Here is an 18,152-nt window from a genome sequence, read left to right on the forward strand (position 1 = left end):
CGCCGACCCCGCTGGGGGAGCCGTCCGGGGTGCCCGTGGGGGTGCCGGTGGAGGAGGCGGCGCGCGGGTCGGCGCTCACGCCGGCGGCCCGGGCGACCGCGGCCCAGGTGCCCGCGGGCACGGCGACGGGCTCGACGCGCTGCTCGGAGCGGGCGGTGCGCCCCAGCGAGCTCCAGCCCTCCACCTCCTCGCGGCAGCGCGCGCAGCCGGCCAGGTGGGTGCGCTCCTCCTCGCCGGGCTGCTCGCCCAGCGCGACGTCGACGGCGCGGTCCTCGGACAGGTGGTCCGTGGCCACACCCTCCTCAGGAACCCGCACCGTCGTCCTCCAGCCGTGCCCGCAGCCGGCGCAGCGAGCGCCGGAGGTGGCTCTTCACGGTACCCAGTGGCAGGTCCGTCCGTTCGGCGATCTCGCCGTGGGTCAGCTCCTCGAAGAAGGCCAGCCGCACCAGCGTGCGCTGCGGCTCGTCGAGGTGCTCCACCTCGTCGAGCAGCACGATCCGCTCGGCGGCCAGCTCGTGCGGGTCGTGGCTGCCGCCGAACCCGCCGCCCGGGCCGTCGCCGAAGCCCCCGGGGTCGGTGGGGACCTCGGTGCGGCTGCGGGCGGCGAGCACGTCGGCCGTGCGGTGGCGGGCGATGCCCACCAGCCACGCGGGCAGCGAGGCGCGCGCGGGGTCGAAGCGCTCCCGCGAGCGCCAGGCCGCGACGAACACGGCCTGCACGACGTCCTGGGCGTCCTCGGGGGCCAGCCGCCGCCGGGCGACGCCGTGGACCAGGGGGGCCCAGCGGGCGAAGGCCTCCGCCAGCGCCCGCTCGTCCCCGGCGACCAGCGCCGCCGCCACCTGCTCGTCGCCGGCCCCGCCCAGACCGCTCGGGGGCACGCCGTCGGCCATCGGCACCCCCGCGGCGGGCTCGACGTCGAGCGGCGCGCGCGCAGCGCGCGCCCGGCCGACGTCGGCACGACGGATCACGCAGCACACCGTACGGACGCGGGCCGCTCCCGCGCGAGGTTTCGGCTCACACCGGCGAGGCGCGCACCACGACGTTGTCGGCGTAGGTGCGGGTCTCCTCGTCGAAGCGGCCGCCGCAGGTGACGAGGACGAGGGTGGACGGGCCGCTGCGGGTGAACAGCTCCGCCGGCAGCTCGGACTTGGGGTGCGAGCGCCGCTCGACGACCGCGTAGGCCCGGGTGGAGCCGTCGTCGAGGACGACCTCGACGACCGTCCCCGGCTCCACCGCCGCCAGCTCGTACAGCGCTCCCGGGCCCTCGGCGAGGGTGTCGACGTGGCCGGCGAGGACGGTGCCGCCGGGTGCGCCGGGTGCTGCGCTCCAGCGGTACCAGCCGACCCGGTCCCCGTCCGCGGGCACCTCCAGGACGCCCTCGGCGTCCACGCCCACAGCGTCCACCGGGGCGTCGACGCCGAGGTCGGCCACCCGCAGCCGCACGGGGACGGGCACCGGTCGCGGCGGCACCGGGGCGGCGTCGCGGCGTGCGACGACCGCCGCCGGCGGCGTCGTCGGTGCTGCCGCGGCGGGGGGCGCCGCAGCGGGGGGTGCCGCCGCGGCACCGGTCGCGAGGACCGGTGCCGCGACCGCCGCCGGGGCGGGGGCGACGCTGAACCCGTCGTCGGGCCGGGCCTGCCACCACCCGCCCAGCAGCGCGACGCCGGACAGCGCCAGGGCGGGAGCCAGCAGGGGGGCTGCGCGCCTCACGCCGCCGCGCGGCTGCGCCGCACGGACAGCGCCAGCAGGGCCGCACCGCCGAGGGCGAGCCCACCGGCACCGGCGGTCCACGCCGGCCAGCCGCCGTCGGCCAGGCCCGCCTCGCCGGAGGGGACCCCGCCGGGGGCGGACCCGCCGCCGGAGACGACCTGGGTGGCGAGCGCGAGGTTGGCGGCCTCCGCCGAGCCCCAGGCGTAGACGATCGTCTCGGCGCCCTCCTCCAGGCTCAGGTCGGCCGGGCCGAGCGCGACCTGGGTGGTGCCGGCCAGCACCACGTCGGCGCTCACCGTCCCCGCGGGCACGGTGACGCTGGCCTCGCCGGGGTTGGTCAGACCGGTCAGGACGGGCTGCCCGCCGGCGCGCACGTCGACGGCCGGGGCGGCGGCGACGTGGCGGACGGTCAGCTCGGCCTGCCCGGCGGCGAGGTCGGCGGGGGTGTTGACGAACGGCGTGAGCGTGGGCGCACCCGCGGCGTCCAGGTGCGCGACGACGGTGACGTTCGCGCCGGCGGGCACCTGCACGCCGTTGGCGCTGATCGCCGGCTGGGTGCTCGCCGGGTCCGCCCCGGCCGGGTAGACGGCGAGGTCGTAGCTGCCGGCCGGCAGCTGCTGCGGGTCGGTGAGGGTCCCGGGCTCGAAGTCGGGGATGAGCTCGGAGGCGTTGGCGTACACGTCCACGGTCAGACCGGGGACCGCGTGCAGGACCGAGACGGTGGCGCTGCCGGTGGCCGCCGAGGCGGTGCCGGCGGCGGCCACCGGCAGCGAGAGCCCCACGACGGGGGCGGCGAGCAGGGCGGCGGCGCGGGCGCGGGTGGATCGCATGGCTGCTCCTGGAGGGGAGGCGGGTCGCCCGGTGCGACCCGTTCACCCCTCCTTCCGCCGCCGGGGCCCTCCTGGATGCACCCGGCGGCGGGGAGTTCCGCGCGGGTTCCGCGCGGGGCCCCGCGACGGGCTCAGGCGAGCTGCACGTCGAGCGCGGCGGCGTCGATGGTCTTGGTGAACGGGCAGATGGACAGCGCCTGCTCGAGCACGTCCTGCGGGTCGGCGCCCGCGTCCGGCAGCGTGACGGTCAGGGCGTAGCGCGCCGTGTAGCCCGGGCCGTCGGCCTCGGCCAGCGTCACCCTCGACTCCACGCTGGCGCCCTCGGCGCTGCCGCCGGCGGTGGAGGAGGCGATCTTCAGCGACTCCAGCAGGCAGCTGCCCAGCGCGGCCGCCATGAGCTGCTCGGGGTTGGTGCCCTCGCCGGTGCCCTTGAGGTCCTTCGGCTCGTGCACGTCGACGGTCAGCGCGCCGTCGTCGGAGCGGGCCGAGCCCTCAGTGGCGGTGACGACGGCCGTGTACAGGTCGGTAGCCATGCTCCGACGCTACGGGCGGCCCGCGGTGCCCGCGCGGTGATCATGAGGCGCCCGCGGGCCCGTCCCCGGCGCACCCGCGACCCCGCCGCCGGGCGGTGCGGGGGGTGTGCCCGATGATGGCCCTGACGCCGCCCGCCGCGACGAGAGGACCTGCGCAGATGGAGGAGACCACCGGCCGCACCGGGGGTGCCATCGACTTCACCGTCGAGACCCTCGGACCGTGCACGGTCGACTCACCGCTCGCCCCGCGCCTGCAGGCGCGGCGCACCACGCACCACTACATCGACGAGACCGACCGCGTGCTCTTCGACGACACCCTCTCCAAGGTGTCCCGGCGCGAGGGCGACCTGGAGGACCTGCCGAGCCTGGAGCCCACGGGCCCGCGCAAGAAGATCTTCTTCGACCCCGCCAAGACGCGCGTCGGCATCGTCACCTGCGGCGGGCTGTGCCCGGGCATCAACAACGTCATCCGCGGGCTCGTCACGGAGCTGACCAACCACTACGGCGTCCGGCGCATCTACGGCTTCAAGAACGGCTACCAGGGCTTCGTGCCCCGCTACGGCCACGACGTCGTCGACCTGACCCCGCAGGCCGTGGAGAACATCGACGGCGAGGGCGGCACCATCCTCGGCACCTCGCGCGGTCAGCAGGACGCCGTCGAGGTCGTCGACTGCCTGGAGCGCATGGGCATCGGCATCCTCTTCGTCATCGGCGGCGACGGGACGATGCGCGGGGCGCAGAAGGTCTCCGCCGAGATCAAGGCGCGGGGCCTGAAGATCGCGGTCGTCGGTGTGCCGAAGACCATCGACAACGACATCCCGTTCATCGACCAGAGCTTCGGGTTCCAGTCCGCCTTCAGCGAGGCGACCCGCTCGATCCGCTCGGCCAAGGTCGAGGCGCGCACGGCGCCCAACGGCGTGAGCATCGTCAAGCTCATGGGCCGGCACTCGGGCTTCATCGCCTGCTACGCGGCGCTGGCGCAGAACGACGCCGACTTCGTGCTCATCCCCGAGGTGCCGTTCACCATGGAGGGCCCGGGCGGCTTCCTGGAGCGGCTGCGCGAGAAGGTCTCCGCCCAGGGTCACGCCCTCGTCGTGGCCGCCGAGGGCGCCGGGCAGGAGCTGTTCGACGAGGACAACCTCACCGACGCCTCGGGCAACAAGAAGCTGCAGGACGTCGGCAGGCTGCTGCGCCAGGCGATCACCGAGGACTTCGCCAAGCACGACCTCGAGCTCAACATGCGCTACATCGACCCCAGCTACGTCATCCGCAGCGTCCCGGCGAACCCGTACGACAGCGTCTACTGCATCCGGCTGGCGCACGCGGCCGCGCACGCGGCGATGGCCGGGCGCACGAACATGGTCGTCGGCCGCTGGCGGCGGCGGTTCGTGCACATCCCCATCGCGCTGGCGGTCTCGGCCCGCAACCAGGTCGACCCGCACGGGGACCTGTGGTGGTCGGTGCTGGAGGCCACGGGCCAGCCGTGGTCGTTCGGCGACTTCGCCGCGGAGCAGGTCACGGCCTTCGGCGGCCAGTGACCCGCTCCGCGGGCGCGCGGGACCGGGTGCGCCCCGGGTGCGGGCGTCAGTTCAGGTGCAGGCGCCCGAGGACGCCGGAGGCCGTGGCGCCCACCCGGTAGGACTGCACGAGCTTGGCGTTGCAGACGATGTTCCCCGCCGCGCACAGCACGGGCAGGAACTGCGCGACGCGCTGGCGGCGCTGCCACTTCGCCACGTCCGCGGGGGTGTTGGCGGTGGGGATCGTCGCGTCCTTGACCGACACCGGCTCGCCGCGCTGCTCGGCCGCCTCCGCCGCCTTGGCGATCTTCTGCCCGGCGAAGGTGGCGTACGCCGTCGCGGCCGCGCCGGCCAGCACGAAGCCGACCTTCAGTGCGCCGGTGCTGGCGTAGCCCTGCTGCAGCGCCAGGCGCTGGCTGCTGGAGCGGGTCAGCTGCGAGCCGGTCGCCAGGACCGTCGCGATGCTCGCCCACTCCGCCGGGGCGAAGCGGTTCCAGGCGGAGGCCGCGACGGCGATGCGGTCGCGGCCGACGCTGAGGTCGGCGCCGGACTTGTTGACGCCCGCGACGCCCATGACGGCGCCGCCGAACCACAGCGCGGAGGCGAGGTCGTGCGCGGACTGGGCGAGGGTGTGGTCGTCGGCCGAGGCCATGGTTCCTCCAGGGGTCGCGGGTGCTGCTCGGGGTGGGCGCGGGCGCCGGGACTCCTGCGGCGGGTCCCGGTCGGCCGCGGTTCGACCGGGCTCCGATCGTGCCGGTGGCGCTTGCGCCCCGCCACTCGGGGCGAGCATGCTCGGGGCGTCCACGGACACGCCTGCAGCCGCGCGGGCGTCCGCACACCCCTCCGGGAACGCCCATGACGACGCACCCCACGATGCCGCGCACCGCCATGGGGGCGCCGCTGTCCCGCCAGCCCCTGGGCGCCGTCGTGCCGCGTCGCCGCGGCTCGGTGATCGCCGGCTGGATGTCGAGCACCGACCACAAGGTCATCGGCAACCTGTACTTCGTCACCTCCTTCGCCTGGTTCCTGATCGGCGGCGTGCTGGCCCTCCTCATCCGCGCGGAGCTCTTCGAGCCCGGCATGCAGGTCTTCGCCACCAAGAACGAGTACAACCAGTCGTTCACCATGCACGGCACGATCATGCTGCTGCTGTTCGCCACCCCGCTGTTCGCGGCCTTCGCCAACGCGATCATGCCGCTGCAGATCGGCTCCCCGGACGTCGCCTTCCCCCGGCTGAACATGTTCGCCTACTGGCTCTACCTCTTCGGCGGCCTCATCGCGGGAATGGGGTACCTCACCCCCGGCGGCGCGGCCTCCTTCGGCTGGTTCGCCTACGCCCCGCTCTCCGACGTCGTCCACTCGCCCGGCCTGGGCGGCAACCTGTGGGTGATGGGCCTGGCCTTCTCCGGCTTCGGCACCATCCTCGGCGCGGTCAACTTCGTCACCACGATCATCTGCATGCGCGCGCCGGGGCTGACGATGTTCCGGATGCCGATCTTCACCTGGAACGTCCTCATCACCAGCGTGCTCGTGCTCATGGCCTTCCCGGTGCTGGCCGCCGCGCTGCTGGCGATGGCCGCCGACCGCATCATGGGCGCGCACGTCTTCGAGGCCGCCAACGGCGGGCCGATCCTGTGGCAGCACCTGTTCTGGTTCTTCGGCCACCCCGAGGTCTACATCATCGCGCTGCCGTTCTTCGGCATCATCACCGAGGTCATCCCGGTCTTCAGCCGCAAGCCGGTCTTCGGCTACAAGGGCCTGGTCTTCGCGACCATCTCCATCGCCGGCCTCTCCACGGCCGTGTGGGCGCACCACATGTACGTCACCGGCAAGGTCCTGCTGCCCTTCTTCGCCTTCATGACGATGCTCATCGCCGTGCCCACGGGGCTGAAGTTCTTCACCTGGATCGGCACCATGTGGCGCGGTTCGCTCACGATGGACACCCCGATGCTGTGGGCCGTCGGCTTCCTGGTCACCTTCCTCTTCGGCGGCCTGACGGGGGTGATCCTCGGCTCGCCGCCGCTGGACTTCCAGCTCTCGGACTCCTACTTCGTGGTGGCGCACTTCCACTACGTCGTCTTCGGCACCGTCGTCTTCGCGATGTTCGCGGGGTTCCACTTCTGGTGGCCGAAGTTCACCGGCAAGATGCTGCACGAGGGTTGGGGGAAGGTGCACTTCTGGCTGCTGTTCGTCGGTTTCCACACCACCTTCCTCATCCAGCACTGGCTGGGGGCGGCGGGCATGCCGCGCCGCTACGCGGACTACCTGCCCGGTGAGGGGTTCACGGCGATGCACCAGATCTCCACGATCGGGTCCTTCGTCCTCGGGCTGTCCTTCCTGGCGTTCTTCTGGAACGTCTACCGCACCGCCCGCTACGGCGAGCGCGTCACGGTGGACGACCCGTGGGGCTTCGGGATGGGGCTGGAGTGGGCGACCTCCTGCCCGCCGCCGCGGCACAACTTCGTCTCGCTGCCGCGCATCCGCTCCGAGCGCCCCGCCTTCGACCTGCACCACCCCGAGGCCGTCGAGCACGACGCCCACGGCGGCGACGAGGGCGGCAACCTGCTGCAGGCCGTCTACGGCGGTTCCGAGCGCACCGGCCGCACCGAGGACGTGGGCGGGCACCACGACGGCCCGCAGCGCGAGCGCCCGGACCGCGACCGCTGACGGGCGGCCCGGGCGCCGCGCTCACCGCTCGCGGTGCAGCCGGTGGGCGAGGTCCTCGCGCAGTTCCGCGACGCCCTCGCCCGTGAGCGCGGACACGCACCGCGCGTCGGGGTAGATCCGGCGCAGCGCCTCCACCCAGTCCGGCGGGGCGATGTCGACCTTGTTGAGGACGAGCAGCTCGGGCACGTCCGCGGCACCGATCTCGCGCAGCACGCCGCGCACGGTGCTGACGCGGGAGACCGCGTCGGGCGCGGCGGCGTCGACGACGTGGACGGCGAGGTCGGCCTGCGCGACCTCCTCCAGCGTCGAGCGGAACGCGTCGACGAGTTGGTGCGGCAGGTTGCGGATGAACCCGACGGTGTCGGTGACCGTGAACCCGGTGCCGTCGACGACCACGCGGCGCACCGTCGGGTCCAGCGTCGCGAACAGCTCGCCGCGCACCTCGACGTCGGCGCCCGCCAGGGCGTTGAGCAGGGCGGACTTGCCCACGTCGGTGTAGCCGGTGAGCGCTGCCGACGGGACGTCGTTGCGGGCGCGGCGATCGCGGGTGCGCTGCCGGCGGTCGGCGATGCCCGAGGCCGTGCGCCGCAGGTCGTTCGCGCGCCGGCGCAACCGGCGGCGCTCGGACTCCAGGCGGGTCTCGCCGGGACCGCGGACGCCGATGCCCTGGCCGCCCGCGACCCGGCCGCCGCCGACGCGGGAGAGGTTGCGCGCGCCACCGCGCAGGCGGGGCAGCTGGTAGGCGATCTGCGCCAGCTCCACCTGGGTGCGGCCCTCGCTGCTGCGGGCGTGCTGGGCGAAGATGTCGAGCACGAGCGCGGTCCGGTCCACGACGCGCACCCCCAGCTCGCCCTCCAGCGTGCGCACCTGGGCGGGGGTCAGCTCGTCGTCGGCGATGACGATCCCGGCGCCCGTGCGCTCCACGGCCGCGGCGACGTCGGCGACCTTGCCGCGGCCGACGTAGGTCACCGGGTCGGCGTGCTGGCGCGCCTGCCGCACGTCCTCGGCGACCTGCACGCCGTCGGTGTCGGCCAGCCGGTGCAGCTCCCGCAGCGAGCTGTCCAGGTCGTGCTCGCCGGTGTCGACGGCGACCGCGACGGCGCGCAACGGTTCCTCGCCGGTGGCGGCCTCGCGGCCGGCCTGGGTCGTTCCGAGCAACCACGCTCCGGGCACGGTGTCCTCCTCGGCCGGCGGCGCCGCAGCGCCGCGGTCCTCGGGCCCCGCTTCGACCGGCCACCAGCGTAGGCAGCCGCACCGGCCCCGGCCACCGCGGCCACCGCGGGCGCGGTGGCCGGGGGGCTCACGCGGTGCCCGTCCGCGACCAGAAGCGGGCCAGCGTCAGGACGCCCTTGAGCAGCAGGTCCACGGACACGCTCTCGTCGCTGTCGTGCCAGTTGTCCTCCGGGGCGCCGGTGCCGAAGAAGAGCACCGGGACGCCGAGGGAGCGGGCGAGCAGCTCGGCCGGGGAGCCGCCCGCGTTGCGCATCCGGCCCACCGGGCGCTGCCACACCTCCTCGCTCGCGGCGCGCAGCTGCGCCAGGGCGGGCAGGTCCTCGGGGGTGACGTACGGCTGCTGCCCCTTCTCCTCGGGGACCTCCAGCCGGTACGCGAAGCGGTCGTCGATGCGCTCGGCGACCCAGCGCCGCACCTGCTCGGCCACGCCGGCGACGGTCTGGTCGGGCACGGTGCGGAAGCTGATCTCGGCCGTCGCCATCGAGGGGATCGCCCCCTGCGAGGGGCCCACGGGGTCACCGGCCAGCAGCGCGGTCACCTCCACGGCCGGGCGCACGTACAGCCGCTCCGGCACCGAGAACCCGCGCTCACCGCCGACCGAGCGGGTGCTGCTGCGCTCCAGCCACGCCCCCTCGTCCCAGGGCAGCGCCCGCAGGCCCTCGCGCTCGGCGGCGGAGACCTCCGCGACGTCGTCGTAGAAGCCCGGCAGCGTGATCCGGCCGTCCTCGTCGTGCAGCTGCGCCAGCAGGCGCGACAGCTCCAGGACGGGGTTCGGCGCGGGGCCGGACACCGCTCCGGAGTGCACGTCGCGGTACGGGCCCAGGACCTCCAGCGTCGCGCTGATCGACCCGCGCACGCCGGTGCAGACCGCCGGCTCGTCCGCGGCCCACGTCATCGTGTCGGAGAGCAGCACGAGGTCGGCGCCCAGCCGCTCCCGCTCCTGCTCCAGCAACCCGGCCAGGTGCACGGAGCTGCTCTCCTCCTCGCCCTCGACGAGGAACGTCAGGTTCACCGCGGGCGCGGTGCGGCCGGTGGCGGCCAGGTGCGCGCGCACCGCCCACACGTGCGCCAGGACCTGCCCCTTGTCGTCGGAGGTGCCGCGACCCCACAGCCGCCCGTCGCGCAGCGCCGGCTCGAAGGGCGGGCACTGCTCCCAGTGGTCGTCCTCGACGGGGCGCACGTCGTGGTGGCCGTAGACGAGGACGGTGGGGGCGCCGGGGGCGCCGTGCCAGCGGGCGAAGACGGCCGGTGCGCCGTCGGTGCGCCACACCTCCACCTCGGGGAAGCCGGTCTCGCGCAGCACCCCGGCCAGCCAGTGCGCCGAGCGGACCATGTCGGGGGAGTTGTCCGGGTTCGCCGACACCGAGCGGATCCGCACCCAGCCGACGAGGTGCTCCAGCAGCTCGTCGCGGGTGGCGTCGACGTGCTCGCGCAGCGCCGCCAGCTCCTCGGCAGCGGAGGCGGGGCCGGCGGGAGTGGTGGGGGTCGTCATCGGTGCTGCTCCGCTCCGTCGTCGGGTCGGCCCCGCTGCTGGACTCCCACGACCATGCGACCACCCGCCGGTCGCGGTCGCCAGCCGGGGCGGCGCCCGGTACCGGTTGCCGCTGCCACGCTCGCGCGTAGGGTTCGGAACCAGTCCAACCGGCGGCTGTCCGGTGGGTGAACTCCTGAGGTCCAGGAGGTGGTCGGGGTGGACCAGCTGACTCCCGTGGAGGAGCTGTCCCTGGTCGTGGCGCGCAGCGCGGGCGCGATGATGGCGCCCGGCACGGTCGAGGCGACGCTGCGGCTGCTCGTCGAGGTGGTGCTGGAGACGGTGCCCGGCGCCGACGCCTGCGCCGTCACGGTGCTCGACGCCGTCGGGCGCGGCAGCACGTCGGTGGCCAGCGACGAGCTCGCGGCGCGGGCCGACGAGCTGCAGTACGACGCCGGCGAGGGGCCCTGCCTGGACGCCGTGGCACGGCGCGGGCGCACCCTCGTCGACGACGCGCGCACCGACGTGCGCTGGCCGCGCTGGGCGGTCGGCGTGGACGCCCTGGGGCTGCGCTCGGTGCTCAGCAGCCCGCTCGTGGCCGGGGACGCGGTGCTGGGGGCGGTGAAGGTCTACAGCCGGGCCCCGCACGCCTTCGACGCGCGCAGCGAGCGGCTGCTGGCGCTCTACGCCGCGCAGGCCGCGGTGCTGCAGGCGGCGCTGCGGGCCGCCGAGCGCGGCCGCCACCTCAGTGCGGAGCTCAGGGGCGCCCTGCGCTCGCGCGACGTCGTCAACACCGCCCGCGGGGTCCTCGTGGAGCGCGAGCGCGTCGACGAGCGCACCGCCCTGGCCGTGCTGGCCGCCCAGGCGGAGGAGTCCGGCCGCCCGCTGCACGTGGTGGCGCGCGCGGTCGTCGACGCCGCCGCCCGCCGCCGCCCGTGAGCGCCGGCCCGCAGCCGGGCCGGGTGCAGGACCTGCAGCGCCAGGCCCTGCAGCGGGTGCTGCGGCTCGGCGAGGCGGACCTCGACGAGGTCTGGCTGCGCTACTTCGCGCACGGGGGCACCGCCGGGCCCGACGAGGTGGAGGGCTTCCTCGGCGGCGGCCCGCTGCCCGAGGCGGAGCGGGACCTGCTCGCGCACAGCGCCAACGAGCGCCTCGGGCAGCGGCTGGCGGCCTCGCGCGTCCCGCTGGCCCACCCCGTGCACGTCGGCCGGGGCGCCGCCCTGCAGGCCGTGAGCACGCTGCTGGAGGGGACCCGCCGCGTGGTGGCCGGCGAGATCGGCGCGGTGGCCGCCGAGGCCGGCCGGGCGCTGGGCGTGCAGGTCGTCGTCTACCTCGTGGACTACCAGCAGCGCCTGCTCGTGCCGTGCGACCCGCCGCCGCGCGAGCGCCGCCGCGGGCCGCTGGCGGTGGAGCGCACGCTGCCCGGGCGCGCCTTCCGCTGGGGACGCACGCAGACCGCGCTGACCGGCCCGCGCCCGCGCTGGTGGGTCCCGCTCGTCGACGGCGCCGAGACCATCGGGGTGCTCGACGTCGTGCCCACCTCGCGGCGCGCGCTGGGCGACCCGCGGCTGCGCGCGGACTGCGAGCTGCTGGCCCGGCTGGTGGCGCACCTGGTCGGCGCCGCCGACCGGCACGGCGACACCGTCGACGCGGTGCGCCGCAGCCGCCGGCGCACCGCGGCCGCCGAGCTGGTGTGGCGGTTGCTGCCGCCGCTGACCGCCGACGTCGGCGAGGTCGTCGTCAGCGGCCTGGTGGAACCGGCCGACGACGTCGGCGGTGACGTCTTCGACCACGCGGTGACGCACGACGCGGTGCACCTGGCGGTCTTCGACGCGATGGGGCACTCGCTGCGCGCCGGGCTCATCGCCACCGCCGCGGTCGCCGCCTACCGCAGCGCCCGGCGCGGCGGGGCGGACCTGCCGGCGCAGGCCACCGCGATCGACGAGGTCGTCGCCGAGCAGTTCCCCGACGCCCTGGTCACCGGTGTGCTGCTGCGCCTGGACCGCGCCGACGGCACCCTGCGCTCGGTGTGCGCGGGGCACCCGCCGCCGTTGCTGCTGCGCGAGGGCCGGGTCGTCGGCGAGGTCGCGGGCGGGCGGCGCACGCCCTTCGGGCTGCCTCCGCAGGCGCCGGTGCTGGGCCAGGAGGCGCTGCAGCCGGGCGACCGCCTGGCGCTGTTCACCGACGGGATCGTGGAGGCCCGCTCGGCGGCGGGGGAGTTCTTCGGCACCGAGCGGCTCGTCGACTTCCTCGAGCGCGCCGCCTTGACGACGTTCGGCCCGGCGGAGACCGTCCGCCGGCTGGTCCAGGCGGTGCTGGAGCACCAGGGTGGTCTGCTGCAGGACGACGCGACCGTGCTGCTGGCGCAGTGGCGGGGACCGGGAGGTGCGCGGTGAAGGTGGCGGCGAGCGGGACGTGGTTCCCGGACGAGGGCAGCCGGATGCCGGCGGGGGAGGTCCACGCCTGGGAACCCGGGCAGAACCAGACCGCCTGCGGGATCCCGCTCAAGCGCGCCGGCCTGCACCGCTTCCCGCACGTCGACTTCACCGACACCGACCCGGTCACCGGGGGCAGCGCGGACGCGGTCCGCTGGAGCTGCCCGCGCTGCCAGGCGGCCACGGGCGGCCGCCGCGGCGGGAAGCGGTGGACGCGCAGCGATCCGCGGCCCTAGACCTGTCCGGTGGATCGTGCGGCAGCGCGGTCCCCGGACGTGACCGCGCCGACCGAGGTGCTTACCCAGGAGCCCTCGTGCCGCCACCGATCGAGCTCATCGCCGGCCGCCTCGCGCACGCCGCGGAAGCCCTCCGCGAGCAGCAGGGAGTAGCGAGCGTCGTTGTCCCGCTCGATGTGCTGGTGCAAGGCCTCCATCGCCTCGAAGGCTTCGTCTTGACCCTCGAGGGACGAGTAGGTGTTGCGCGTCAAGATCGTCCCGCTGGTGAATGCTGCCGCGAAGGCCACCAGGTGCCCTGGTACGCGTCCCAGGAGCGTGCGCGCCTCGATCGCCAAGGGCCCGAGCTCCTGCTCGAGCACCTCGTGCACGTCTTCCCACGCCGCCGCGTCCACCGCCGCCAGAGCAGCGGCGAGCCGGCCGGGGAGAGCGAGCAGGTCAGGGCCCTGCGGTGAGCGCACGAGCTGGTCCCAGCGCTCAGGCAGAGCACGCAGGAAGGCGACGAGGGTGTCGCTCTGGCCCCGAGCGAGCTCGTGCTCGAGGTGGGGCGCCTTCTGCGTGGACCACAGGAACCGCAGCAGCCCGGTCAGCGACACGTGGGCCACCGGCTCGAGCTCCCTGTCCACGTGACCTCGCTCGACCAGCTTGCGGGCCAGCAAGCGGCAGCAGGCGCTCGCTTCCGGTGGGTCCTCGAAGCGGTTGGGGTGCCCGAGGACCACGGCGTTCCAGGCGACGTCGTCGAGGTCGCGTTCGATCGACCTGAGCCGCACCGCTCCCCTCTCCTCCTCGTCGGCCTGCTGGCCGGCGAGGAGGAGGTCGACCAACGTGTCGACGCCTGCATCCGGCACGTCGTGACCAGGACCCATCCGCTCGAACGCGAACCCGCGCTCGCGCAGGCGCTGACGCCGCAGCGTGCCGCGCAGGGAAGCCAGCAGCGCCGGCCAGATGCCAGGGGTGTCCTGCAGGGGTAGCAGGTGCGCTATCGCGTCCTCGAGCAGCTCCGGGTCCACGTCGCCACCAGCCGCCGACACCCGGGCGGCCTGGGCCCGCAGCAGGGCGCTGGCCTGCGGGCACACGAGCTCGTCCGCCAGCGGCACCAGGCGCAGCAGCAGGGCGGGGTCGTCCTCACCGGCTTGGCTCGTGGCAGCGACGAGAGCGGTGGCAGCACGCGTTCGCGGGCCAGCTGTCCCCGCGGCGCTGGCCCGCACCGCGCGCTGCCAGACCTTCTGGTCGATCTCCTGCGCCGGGTCACCGCTGAAGGCTCGCAGCACCTGTGCGGCCTCGTCGTCAGCCGGATCGCTCGCCCCCTCGCCGGGGCCTGCACCGGCGAGGCAGTGCCAAGGGTCGCCGTAGACGACGACGCGGGCCACCTCGCCGGCTGCCTGCCCGGAAGCCAGCACCGATCGCCGAGCCGCCAGCAGGGCGGAGCCGACGTCCTGGTGCAGCGCCTCGCGGTAGAAGGCGATCGCCAAGGTCATCGAAGCGTCGTCGAGGACGTCGGCCGTGTTGGCCAGCACCGCCGGAGCGCCCAGCTCGGAGAGGGTGAAGGCCAGCCCGCGGGCCTGCCCGCCCCCCAGGTAGCGGGTGCGGCCCAGCTGGCAGGTGTTCAGGTACACGAACGGCAGGCGCCGTCGACGGCACGCCCGCAGATCGTCGACGGTCAGCCGCTCAGCTGCAGGCAGCTCCAGGTACTCCGTGCCGGCCTCGACCTGACCGTGGGCGGCCACGTGCAGCACGTCGACGTGGGGGAGGCGTTCGAGCACGTACTCCGCAGTGAGTCGGGACTCGGCGACCTCCGGGGCGTCGAACCCGGACAGGCGCAGCTGGCTGCGCACCGAGACCTGCTCGGCCTCGGCGTTGACCAGCGGCTCCCCGGCTCGCGCCGTGGGGGCGGCCAGCACCAGGGCGCGGTGCGGGACCGGGCGCGCGGTGCGGGTGTCCAGCGTGCGGGCCAGGTGGGTCAGGGAGCTGAACCGGGCCAGGACGGTCGTGGCGAGCAGGTGGTCCTCACCGTCGTGCAGCAGCTCGTAGGGGAGGGGGTGGGCGACTTCGACGTCCGGGGCCAGGAGCACGGTCGAGGTGCGTGCCAGCGCGTCACGGACCGGCGCCGGCAGGATCCGGTGCAGGCGCTGCGCCGCGCGGGCCAGGGCAGCAGCGCCGTGCTGCCCCATCCACGAAGCGTTCTCAGCGGCCCGCTCCAGCTCGGCCGAGGCGGCGGCGTACGCGGGGTCCAGCGCATGTGCGGCGATCGAGACGGCATCGATCCACAGCAGGTGGGGGCGACGGTGCAGGCCCGCCTCGACGAGCGCGCCTGCACCGGGGTGCTCGGCCAGGGCCAGCTGGATGCGGCCCAGGGTGTCGCTGAGAGCGTGCAGCCCCTCCTCGGCCAGATCGAGGGCCACCGCCTCACCTGCTCGCGAGGAGCCCTCGAGGGCAGGCAGGTCGTGCCGCCGCTCGAGGTCGAGCAGGACGCTCAGGCGGCGCCTGCGCTGCGGCTCCTGCCACGATCCGCCGCGTGCCAGCTCCGCGGCGATCAGATCGTCCAGCACGTCGTCCAGCAGAGCGCGGATCCGCAGATCGTCGAAGGCTTCGCGGTCGGCGGCACGAGCCAAGCCGAGGACGTGCAAGAAGCGCTCTGCGGCCGCCGTGGACTTCTCGTCCGCACGGCGGCTGAGGAAAGCGGCGAACTCACCCAGCGCCAGTGCCACGGCCACCGCTCGCCGATCGTCCAGCGCGAGCTGCACCGCCTGGCTGAAGCCGCGGGCGGCCGCCGGCACGTCGCCGTCGCGCTCCGCGGCACGCGCAACCCCCAGGGCGATGGCCAACGCCCAGTCGGAGTCAGGCGCGGCCGAGGCCGACTGCGTCTGCAGCGCCTCCAGCTGCTCGCGGATCCAGGGTGCGAGCCCCTCGAGCGCCTCTGGAGGCAGAGCGATCGCCTGGACGGCGTTCGCGGCCAGCGCTTCACCGACGCGCACGGCGTCGTCCACGCCCAACCCAGCCAGCGCGGGCTGGTACAGCAAGGGAGGCACCGCCACCCCCAGACCTGCGCCGCCAGAGCCTTCGCACAGCTCACGCGTGACAGCCTCGTCCGGCTGACCGGTGCGGAACAGTCCGCTCAGCGCGCTGGCGCGCACCAGTGAGAACAGCGTGAAGGCGGTTGAGGCCAATGCGTCCTCTTGGTCCGCGATCGTGGAGTCACGCGGGCCGAAGACCTGATCGATCCAGCAGTCGCCAAGCTCCCGGCGACCTGCCGGGTCCTGCAGCACGCGGTCCAGGGATGAGAGAGCTGCTGCGTAGGCGGCCGCGGCGTTGACCGACTCACGGCCGAGCTCTTCGAGCTGGCCTCGCAGCAGCATGAGCCAAGCTCGGACGAGTTGGGCCAGGCGATCCCCGTCGCCGATCGCCTGCAGCTGTTCGTCCGCCTCCCGCAGGGTGCGCAACCCGTGGATCCGCTCCCCGGCCGCGAGGTGCGAGGTGGCGAGCGTCACGTGCAGCAGGGCCGTCAGCGCCGATCGGCTGCGCAGCCGTGGCACCATCAGCTCTGCGGCGAGCCCCACGCGCGCCAGGTCCGCGGCCACGTCCGTCGGCACGGCCGGCCAGGCCCCGATGGCGCAGTGGACCGCGAGCTGGCGCGCCTGCATCGCGTAGTCCGGCTCACGCTCGAGGAGGGCTTGGAGGGCCTGGGCCTGTTCGCGGACGGCGTCGAGGTCCTGTCGAGCGGATCGCAGGAAGCGGGCACCGGCGCTGTGGTACCGCTGCAGGTGGACCTGCCCAGCCATCGTGCGGGGGCTAAGCACGGGGGCTGCCCACACTGACGCAGACGGGCGCGATGGGCAGCTCTCCCGAAGGCGCGCAGAAGGCGTAGTCGCGCCCTCCCGGCAAGGTGTACGCCGTCTGGAACGCATCAGTCGCCTGAGCGCTCACCCCGAGCTTGATCGGCGCCGAGAGGCCTGGGATCTCCTGGGTCAAGCCCACCTTCCACGAACGAACCGACGTGCTGCTGTGGGTCACTGTGACGGGATCGGTCCGGTTCGCGGATCTCTCGATGCTGCTGAGGGCCCAGCCGGCACGGGTGAGGTCGTCCAGATCAGCGACGCCACCGGAGAACGGGTGCTGGGCGAGGGGCAGATCCACGTACTGGAACTCGCCGACCTCGCCGGAGCAGTCCACCTCCACGCGATCCACCTGCTCATCGAAGTGGTTCGCGTACCGACGGACGGTGAGGTAGGCGCGGGTCTCGTAGCGCAGGCCTGGGTGGATCTCGACCTGGATCTCGCGCGTGAGTTCGCGGCGACTGGCCCCTCCGAAGCCGGCCACCGCGAAGACCGTGATCTCAGCGTTGCGTTCCCTCCCCGTGCCTCGCGAGTAGGTGAGCTCAGCGCTCGCCCCCTCGGGTACCCACACGGAGACGACAGGCACCCAGATGGGCAGGCGCTCGCACAGCACGCTCTGCAGCTGGAACCCGCGCAGCCAGTCCCAGAGCCTCTGAAGCCTGGCGGCATCCACGTGCCCACCGCGCACCTGGGGCAGGAATACACCGGCTTCGACCGCCTCATCAGCGCCCACACCCCGCTCGAGGAGCTCGAAGACGCCCGGAAGACCCGCCCACCGGCTGTCGTCCACGACGACGGTCACTGCCACCACCGTCCCTCCGTGCATGGGTTCGAGCGGCGGGACCTGCCACCCTCGAGCCTGCTGCATCGCAGAGCGGGAGCGTTCGAGGACCACCGCACCGGTCAGGGCCCGGAGCGCTTCCACCGCTGCGCTCGAGCCACCACTCGTCCGACTCGCCCCGTGGGCCCTCTCGGGCAGCGCCCGTACCGGTGCGCGAGCAACGAGCGCCGGACGTCCGCTGGTGCACGTCGGTGTCCGCGAGCTCCGCGAAGCCAGCAGCGAGTGCCGCCGGAAGGTGCTCGCTGATCACCAGGCGCCAATGGTCCACCCACCCGACTGCGCCGGTCAACCACGACGCGCTCAGCGCCGCTGAGCAGCCGGACACCCGGCGGACGTCGACCGTGGCTCGGCGAGTGCGGGCGCGGCTCAGCCGCCCAGCAGCTCCTCGACGTCGGCCGCCCAGTCCCCGGCCGCCCAGTCCGCGGCCGCGGGGTCCGGCTCACCCGCGCCGGTGCCGTCGTCGCCGTCCTCGCGCGGCTCGAACCAGACCACCTTGCCCGGCCCGCCGCCCGGCGGCAGCGGGTCGACGCCCCAGGCCGAGGAGATCGCCGCCACCAGCCGCAGCCCGCGACCGGTGGCGGCGCCCAGGCCGAAGCGGCGCTCCTTCAGGGGGGCCTCGGAGGCGTCGGCCACCTCGACGCGCACGGCGCCGGCGGGCGTGGTGCGCACGGTCACGGTGAACGGGGTGCGCGCGTGCAGCACGGCGTTGGTCACCAGCTCCGAGACGCCCAGCTCCGCGGCCTCCTCCAGCGCGTCGGCCCCCAGCTCCCGCAGCTGCCGGCGCACGTGGCGGCGGGCGGCGGCGACCGCACCGGCCTGCGGGTCCAGCCGCAGCGGGGTGCCGGCGCC

General features: G+C 74.8%; 15 protein-coding genes and 1 pseudogene. 5 read left to right on the forward strand and 11 right to left on the reverse strand.

Annotated elements, in window-relative coordinates; translation table 11 throughout:
- The 5 genes and pseudogenes from GTQ99_RS08405 to GTQ99_RS08425 form a co-directional block, all read right to left on the reverse strand.
- Positions 1-295 (reverse strand): annotated as a pseudogene (locus GTQ99_RS08405) (hypothetical protein); the annotation flags it as partial.
- A gap of 7 nt (positions 296-302) precedes the next feature.
- Positions 303-968, reverse strand: a complete 666-nt coding sequence (locus GTQ99_RS08410; protein ID WP_205707055.1) for a sigma-70 family RNA polymerase sigma factor — start codon at positions 966-968, stop codon at positions 303-305.
- Positions 969-1,014: 46 nt separating this feature from the next.
- On the reverse strand, positions 1,015-1,710 hold the full coding sequence (locus GTQ99_RS26745) for a sortase domain-containing protein (protein WP_205707056.1): 696 nt from the start codon (positions 1,708-1,710) through the stop codon (positions 1,015-1,017).
- Entirely contained in the window at positions 1,707-2,540 is an 834-nt protein-coding gene (locus tag GTQ99_RS08420) for a DUF4397 domain-containing protein (RefSeq protein ID WP_166615292.1), read from the reverse strand. Before GTQ99_RS08420 ends, GTQ99_RS26745 begins: the two co-directional genes overlap by 4 nt.
- A 131-nt stretch (positions 2,541-2,671) precedes the next feature.
- Positions 2,672-3,073 carry an OsmC family protein gene (locus GTQ99_RS08425; protein ID WP_166615293.1) on the reverse strand — a complete coding sequence of 134 codons (402 nt, stop codon included), beginning with the start codon at positions 3,071-3,073 and terminating at the stop codon, positions 2,672-2,674.
- Positions 3,074-3,231: 158 nt separating this feature from the next.
- Here GTQ99_RS08425 and GTQ99_RS08430 point away from each other — a divergent pair, with 158 nt between their 5' ends.
- Complete coding sequence (locus tag GTQ99_RS08430; RefSeq protein WP_166615294.1) at positions 3,232-4,611, forward strand: ATP-dependent 6-phosphofructokinase; 1,380 nt, start codon at positions 3,232-3,234, stop codon at positions 4,609-4,611.
- A 46-nt stretch (positions 4,612-4,657) separates the two neighbouring features.
- On the opposite strand, the gene GTQ99_RS08435 is transcribed toward GTQ99_RS08430, so the two are convergent.
- Positions 4,658-5,242 (reverse strand): hypothetical protein, encoded by a 585-nt coding sequence (locus GTQ99_RS08435; RefSeq protein WP_166615295.1) that lies wholly within the window; start codon positions 5,240-5,242, stop codon positions 4,658-4,660.
- Between the two features lie 236 nt (positions 5,243-5,478).
- Here GTQ99_RS08435 and ctaD point away from each other — a divergent pair, with 236 nt between their 5' ends.
- The gene (gene ctaD, locus GTQ99_RS08440; RefSeq protein ID WP_420814529.1) at positions 5,479-7,257 is read left to right on the forward strand and encodes an aa3-type cytochrome oxidase subunit I; all 1,779 of its coding nucleotides are present in this window, start codon (positions 5,479-5,481) and stop codon (positions 7,255-7,257) included.
- A gap of 21 nt (positions 7,258-7,278) precedes the next feature.
- Here the strand turns inward: ctaD and hflX are convergent, their stop codons facing one another.
- Together hflX and GTQ99_RS08450 are read right to left on the reverse strand one after the other, a co-directional pair.
- Positions 7,279-8,430: a GTPase HflX gene (hflX, locus tag GTQ99_RS08445; RefSeq protein WP_166615296.1), complete on the reverse strand. Its 1,152-nt coding sequence runs from the start codon at positions 8,428-8,430 to the stop codon at positions 7,279-7,281.
- A gap of 127 nt (positions 8,431-8,557) precedes the next feature.
- Positions 8,558-9,982: a M20/M25/M40 family metallo-hydrolase gene (locus tag GTQ99_RS08450; RefSeq protein WP_166615297.1), complete on the reverse strand. Its 1,425-nt coding sequence runs from the start codon at positions 9,980-9,982 to the stop codon at positions 8,558-8,560.
- Positions 9,983-10,180: 198 nt separating this feature from the next.
- On the opposite strand from GTQ99_RS08450, the gene GTQ99_RS08455 reads away from it, so the two are divergent.
- From GTQ99_RS08455 to GTQ99_RS08465, 3 genes are read left to right on the forward strand one after another with little or no spacing between them, the layout of a single operon-like run.
- Positions 10,181-10,900 carry a GAF domain-containing protein gene (locus GTQ99_RS08455; protein WP_166615298.1) on the forward strand — a complete coding sequence of 240 codons (720 nt, stop codon included), beginning with the start codon at positions 10,181-10,183 and terminating at the stop codon, positions 10,898-10,900.
- The gene (locus tag GTQ99_RS26750; RefSeq protein WP_166615299.1) at positions 10,897-12,357 is read left to right on the forward strand and encodes a SpoIIE family protein phosphatase; all 1,461 of its coding nucleotides are present in this window, start codon (positions 10,897-10,899) and stop codon (positions 12,355-12,357) included. The genes GTQ99_RS08455 and GTQ99_RS26750 overlap by 4 nt, the downstream gene beginning before the upstream one ends.
- Entirely contained in the window at positions 12,354-12,632 is a 279-nt protein-coding gene (locus GTQ99_RS08465; RefSeq protein WP_205707057.1) for a hypothetical protein, read from the forward strand. Before GTQ99_RS26750 ends, GTQ99_RS08465 begins: the two co-directional genes overlap by 4 nt.
- Here GTQ99_RS08465 and GTQ99_RS08470 read toward each other — a convergent pair.
- The 3 genes from GTQ99_RS08470 to GTQ99_RS24325 all read right to left on the reverse strand — a co-directional run.
- Complete coding sequence (locus GTQ99_RS08470; RefSeq protein WP_166615300.1) at positions 12,629-16,408, reverse strand: CHAT domain-containing protein; 3,780 nt, start codon at positions 16,406-16,408, stop codon at positions 12,629-12,631. The genes GTQ99_RS08465 and GTQ99_RS08470 overlap by 4 nt on opposite strands.
- A 10-nt stretch (positions 16,409-16,418) precedes the next feature.
- Positions 16,419-17,264, reverse strand: coding sequence for a hypothetical protein (locus GTQ99_RS08475; RefSeq protein WP_166615301.1), 846 nt, complete (start codon positions 17,262-17,264; stop codon positions 16,419-16,421).
- 405 nt (positions 17,265-17,669) lie between these two features.
- The coding region (locus GTQ99_RS24325; RefSeq protein WP_205707058.1) for an ATP-binding protein at positions 17,670-18,152 on the reverse strand (483 nt) is incomplete at its 5' end.

This window comes from Kineococcus vitellinus (assembly GCF_009906315.1).
Classification (GTDB): Bacteria; Actinomycetota; Actinomycetes; order Actinomycetales; family Kineococcaceae; genus Kineococcus; species Kineococcus vitellinus.

Excerpts from the sequence above, each read along its gene's own strand:
- GTQ99_RS08425 (WP_166615293.1), bottom strand. The coding sequence starts at position 3,073 with ATGGCTACCGACCTGTACACGGCCGTCGTCACCGCCACTGAGGGCTCG.
- GTQ99_RS08435 (WP_166615295.1), bottom strand. The coding sequence starts at position 5,242 with ATGGCCTCGGCCGACGACCACACCCTCGCCCAGTCCGCGCACGACCTC.
- GTQ99_RS08450 (WP_166615297.1), bottom strand. The coding sequence starts at position 9,982 with ATGACGACCCCCACCACTCCCGCCGGCCCCGCCTCCGCTGCCGAGGAG.
- GTQ99_RS08420 (WP_166615292.1), bottom strand. The coding sequence starts at position 2,540 with ATGCGATCCACCCGCGCCCGCGCCGCCGCCCTGCTCGCCGCCCCCGTC.
- GTQ99_RS08430 (WP_166615294.1), top strand. The coding sequence starts at position 3,232 with ATGGAGGAGACCACCGGCCGCACCGGGGGTGCCATCGACTTCACCGTC.
- GTQ99_RS08470 (WP_166615300.1), bottom strand. The coding sequence starts at position 16,408 with ATGGCTGGGCAGGTCCACCTGCAGCGGTACCACAGCGCCGGTGCCCGC.
- ctaD (WP_420814529.1), top strand. The coding sequence starts at position 5,479 with ATGGGGGCGCCGCTGTCCCGCCAGCCCCTGGGCGCCGTCGTGCCGCGT.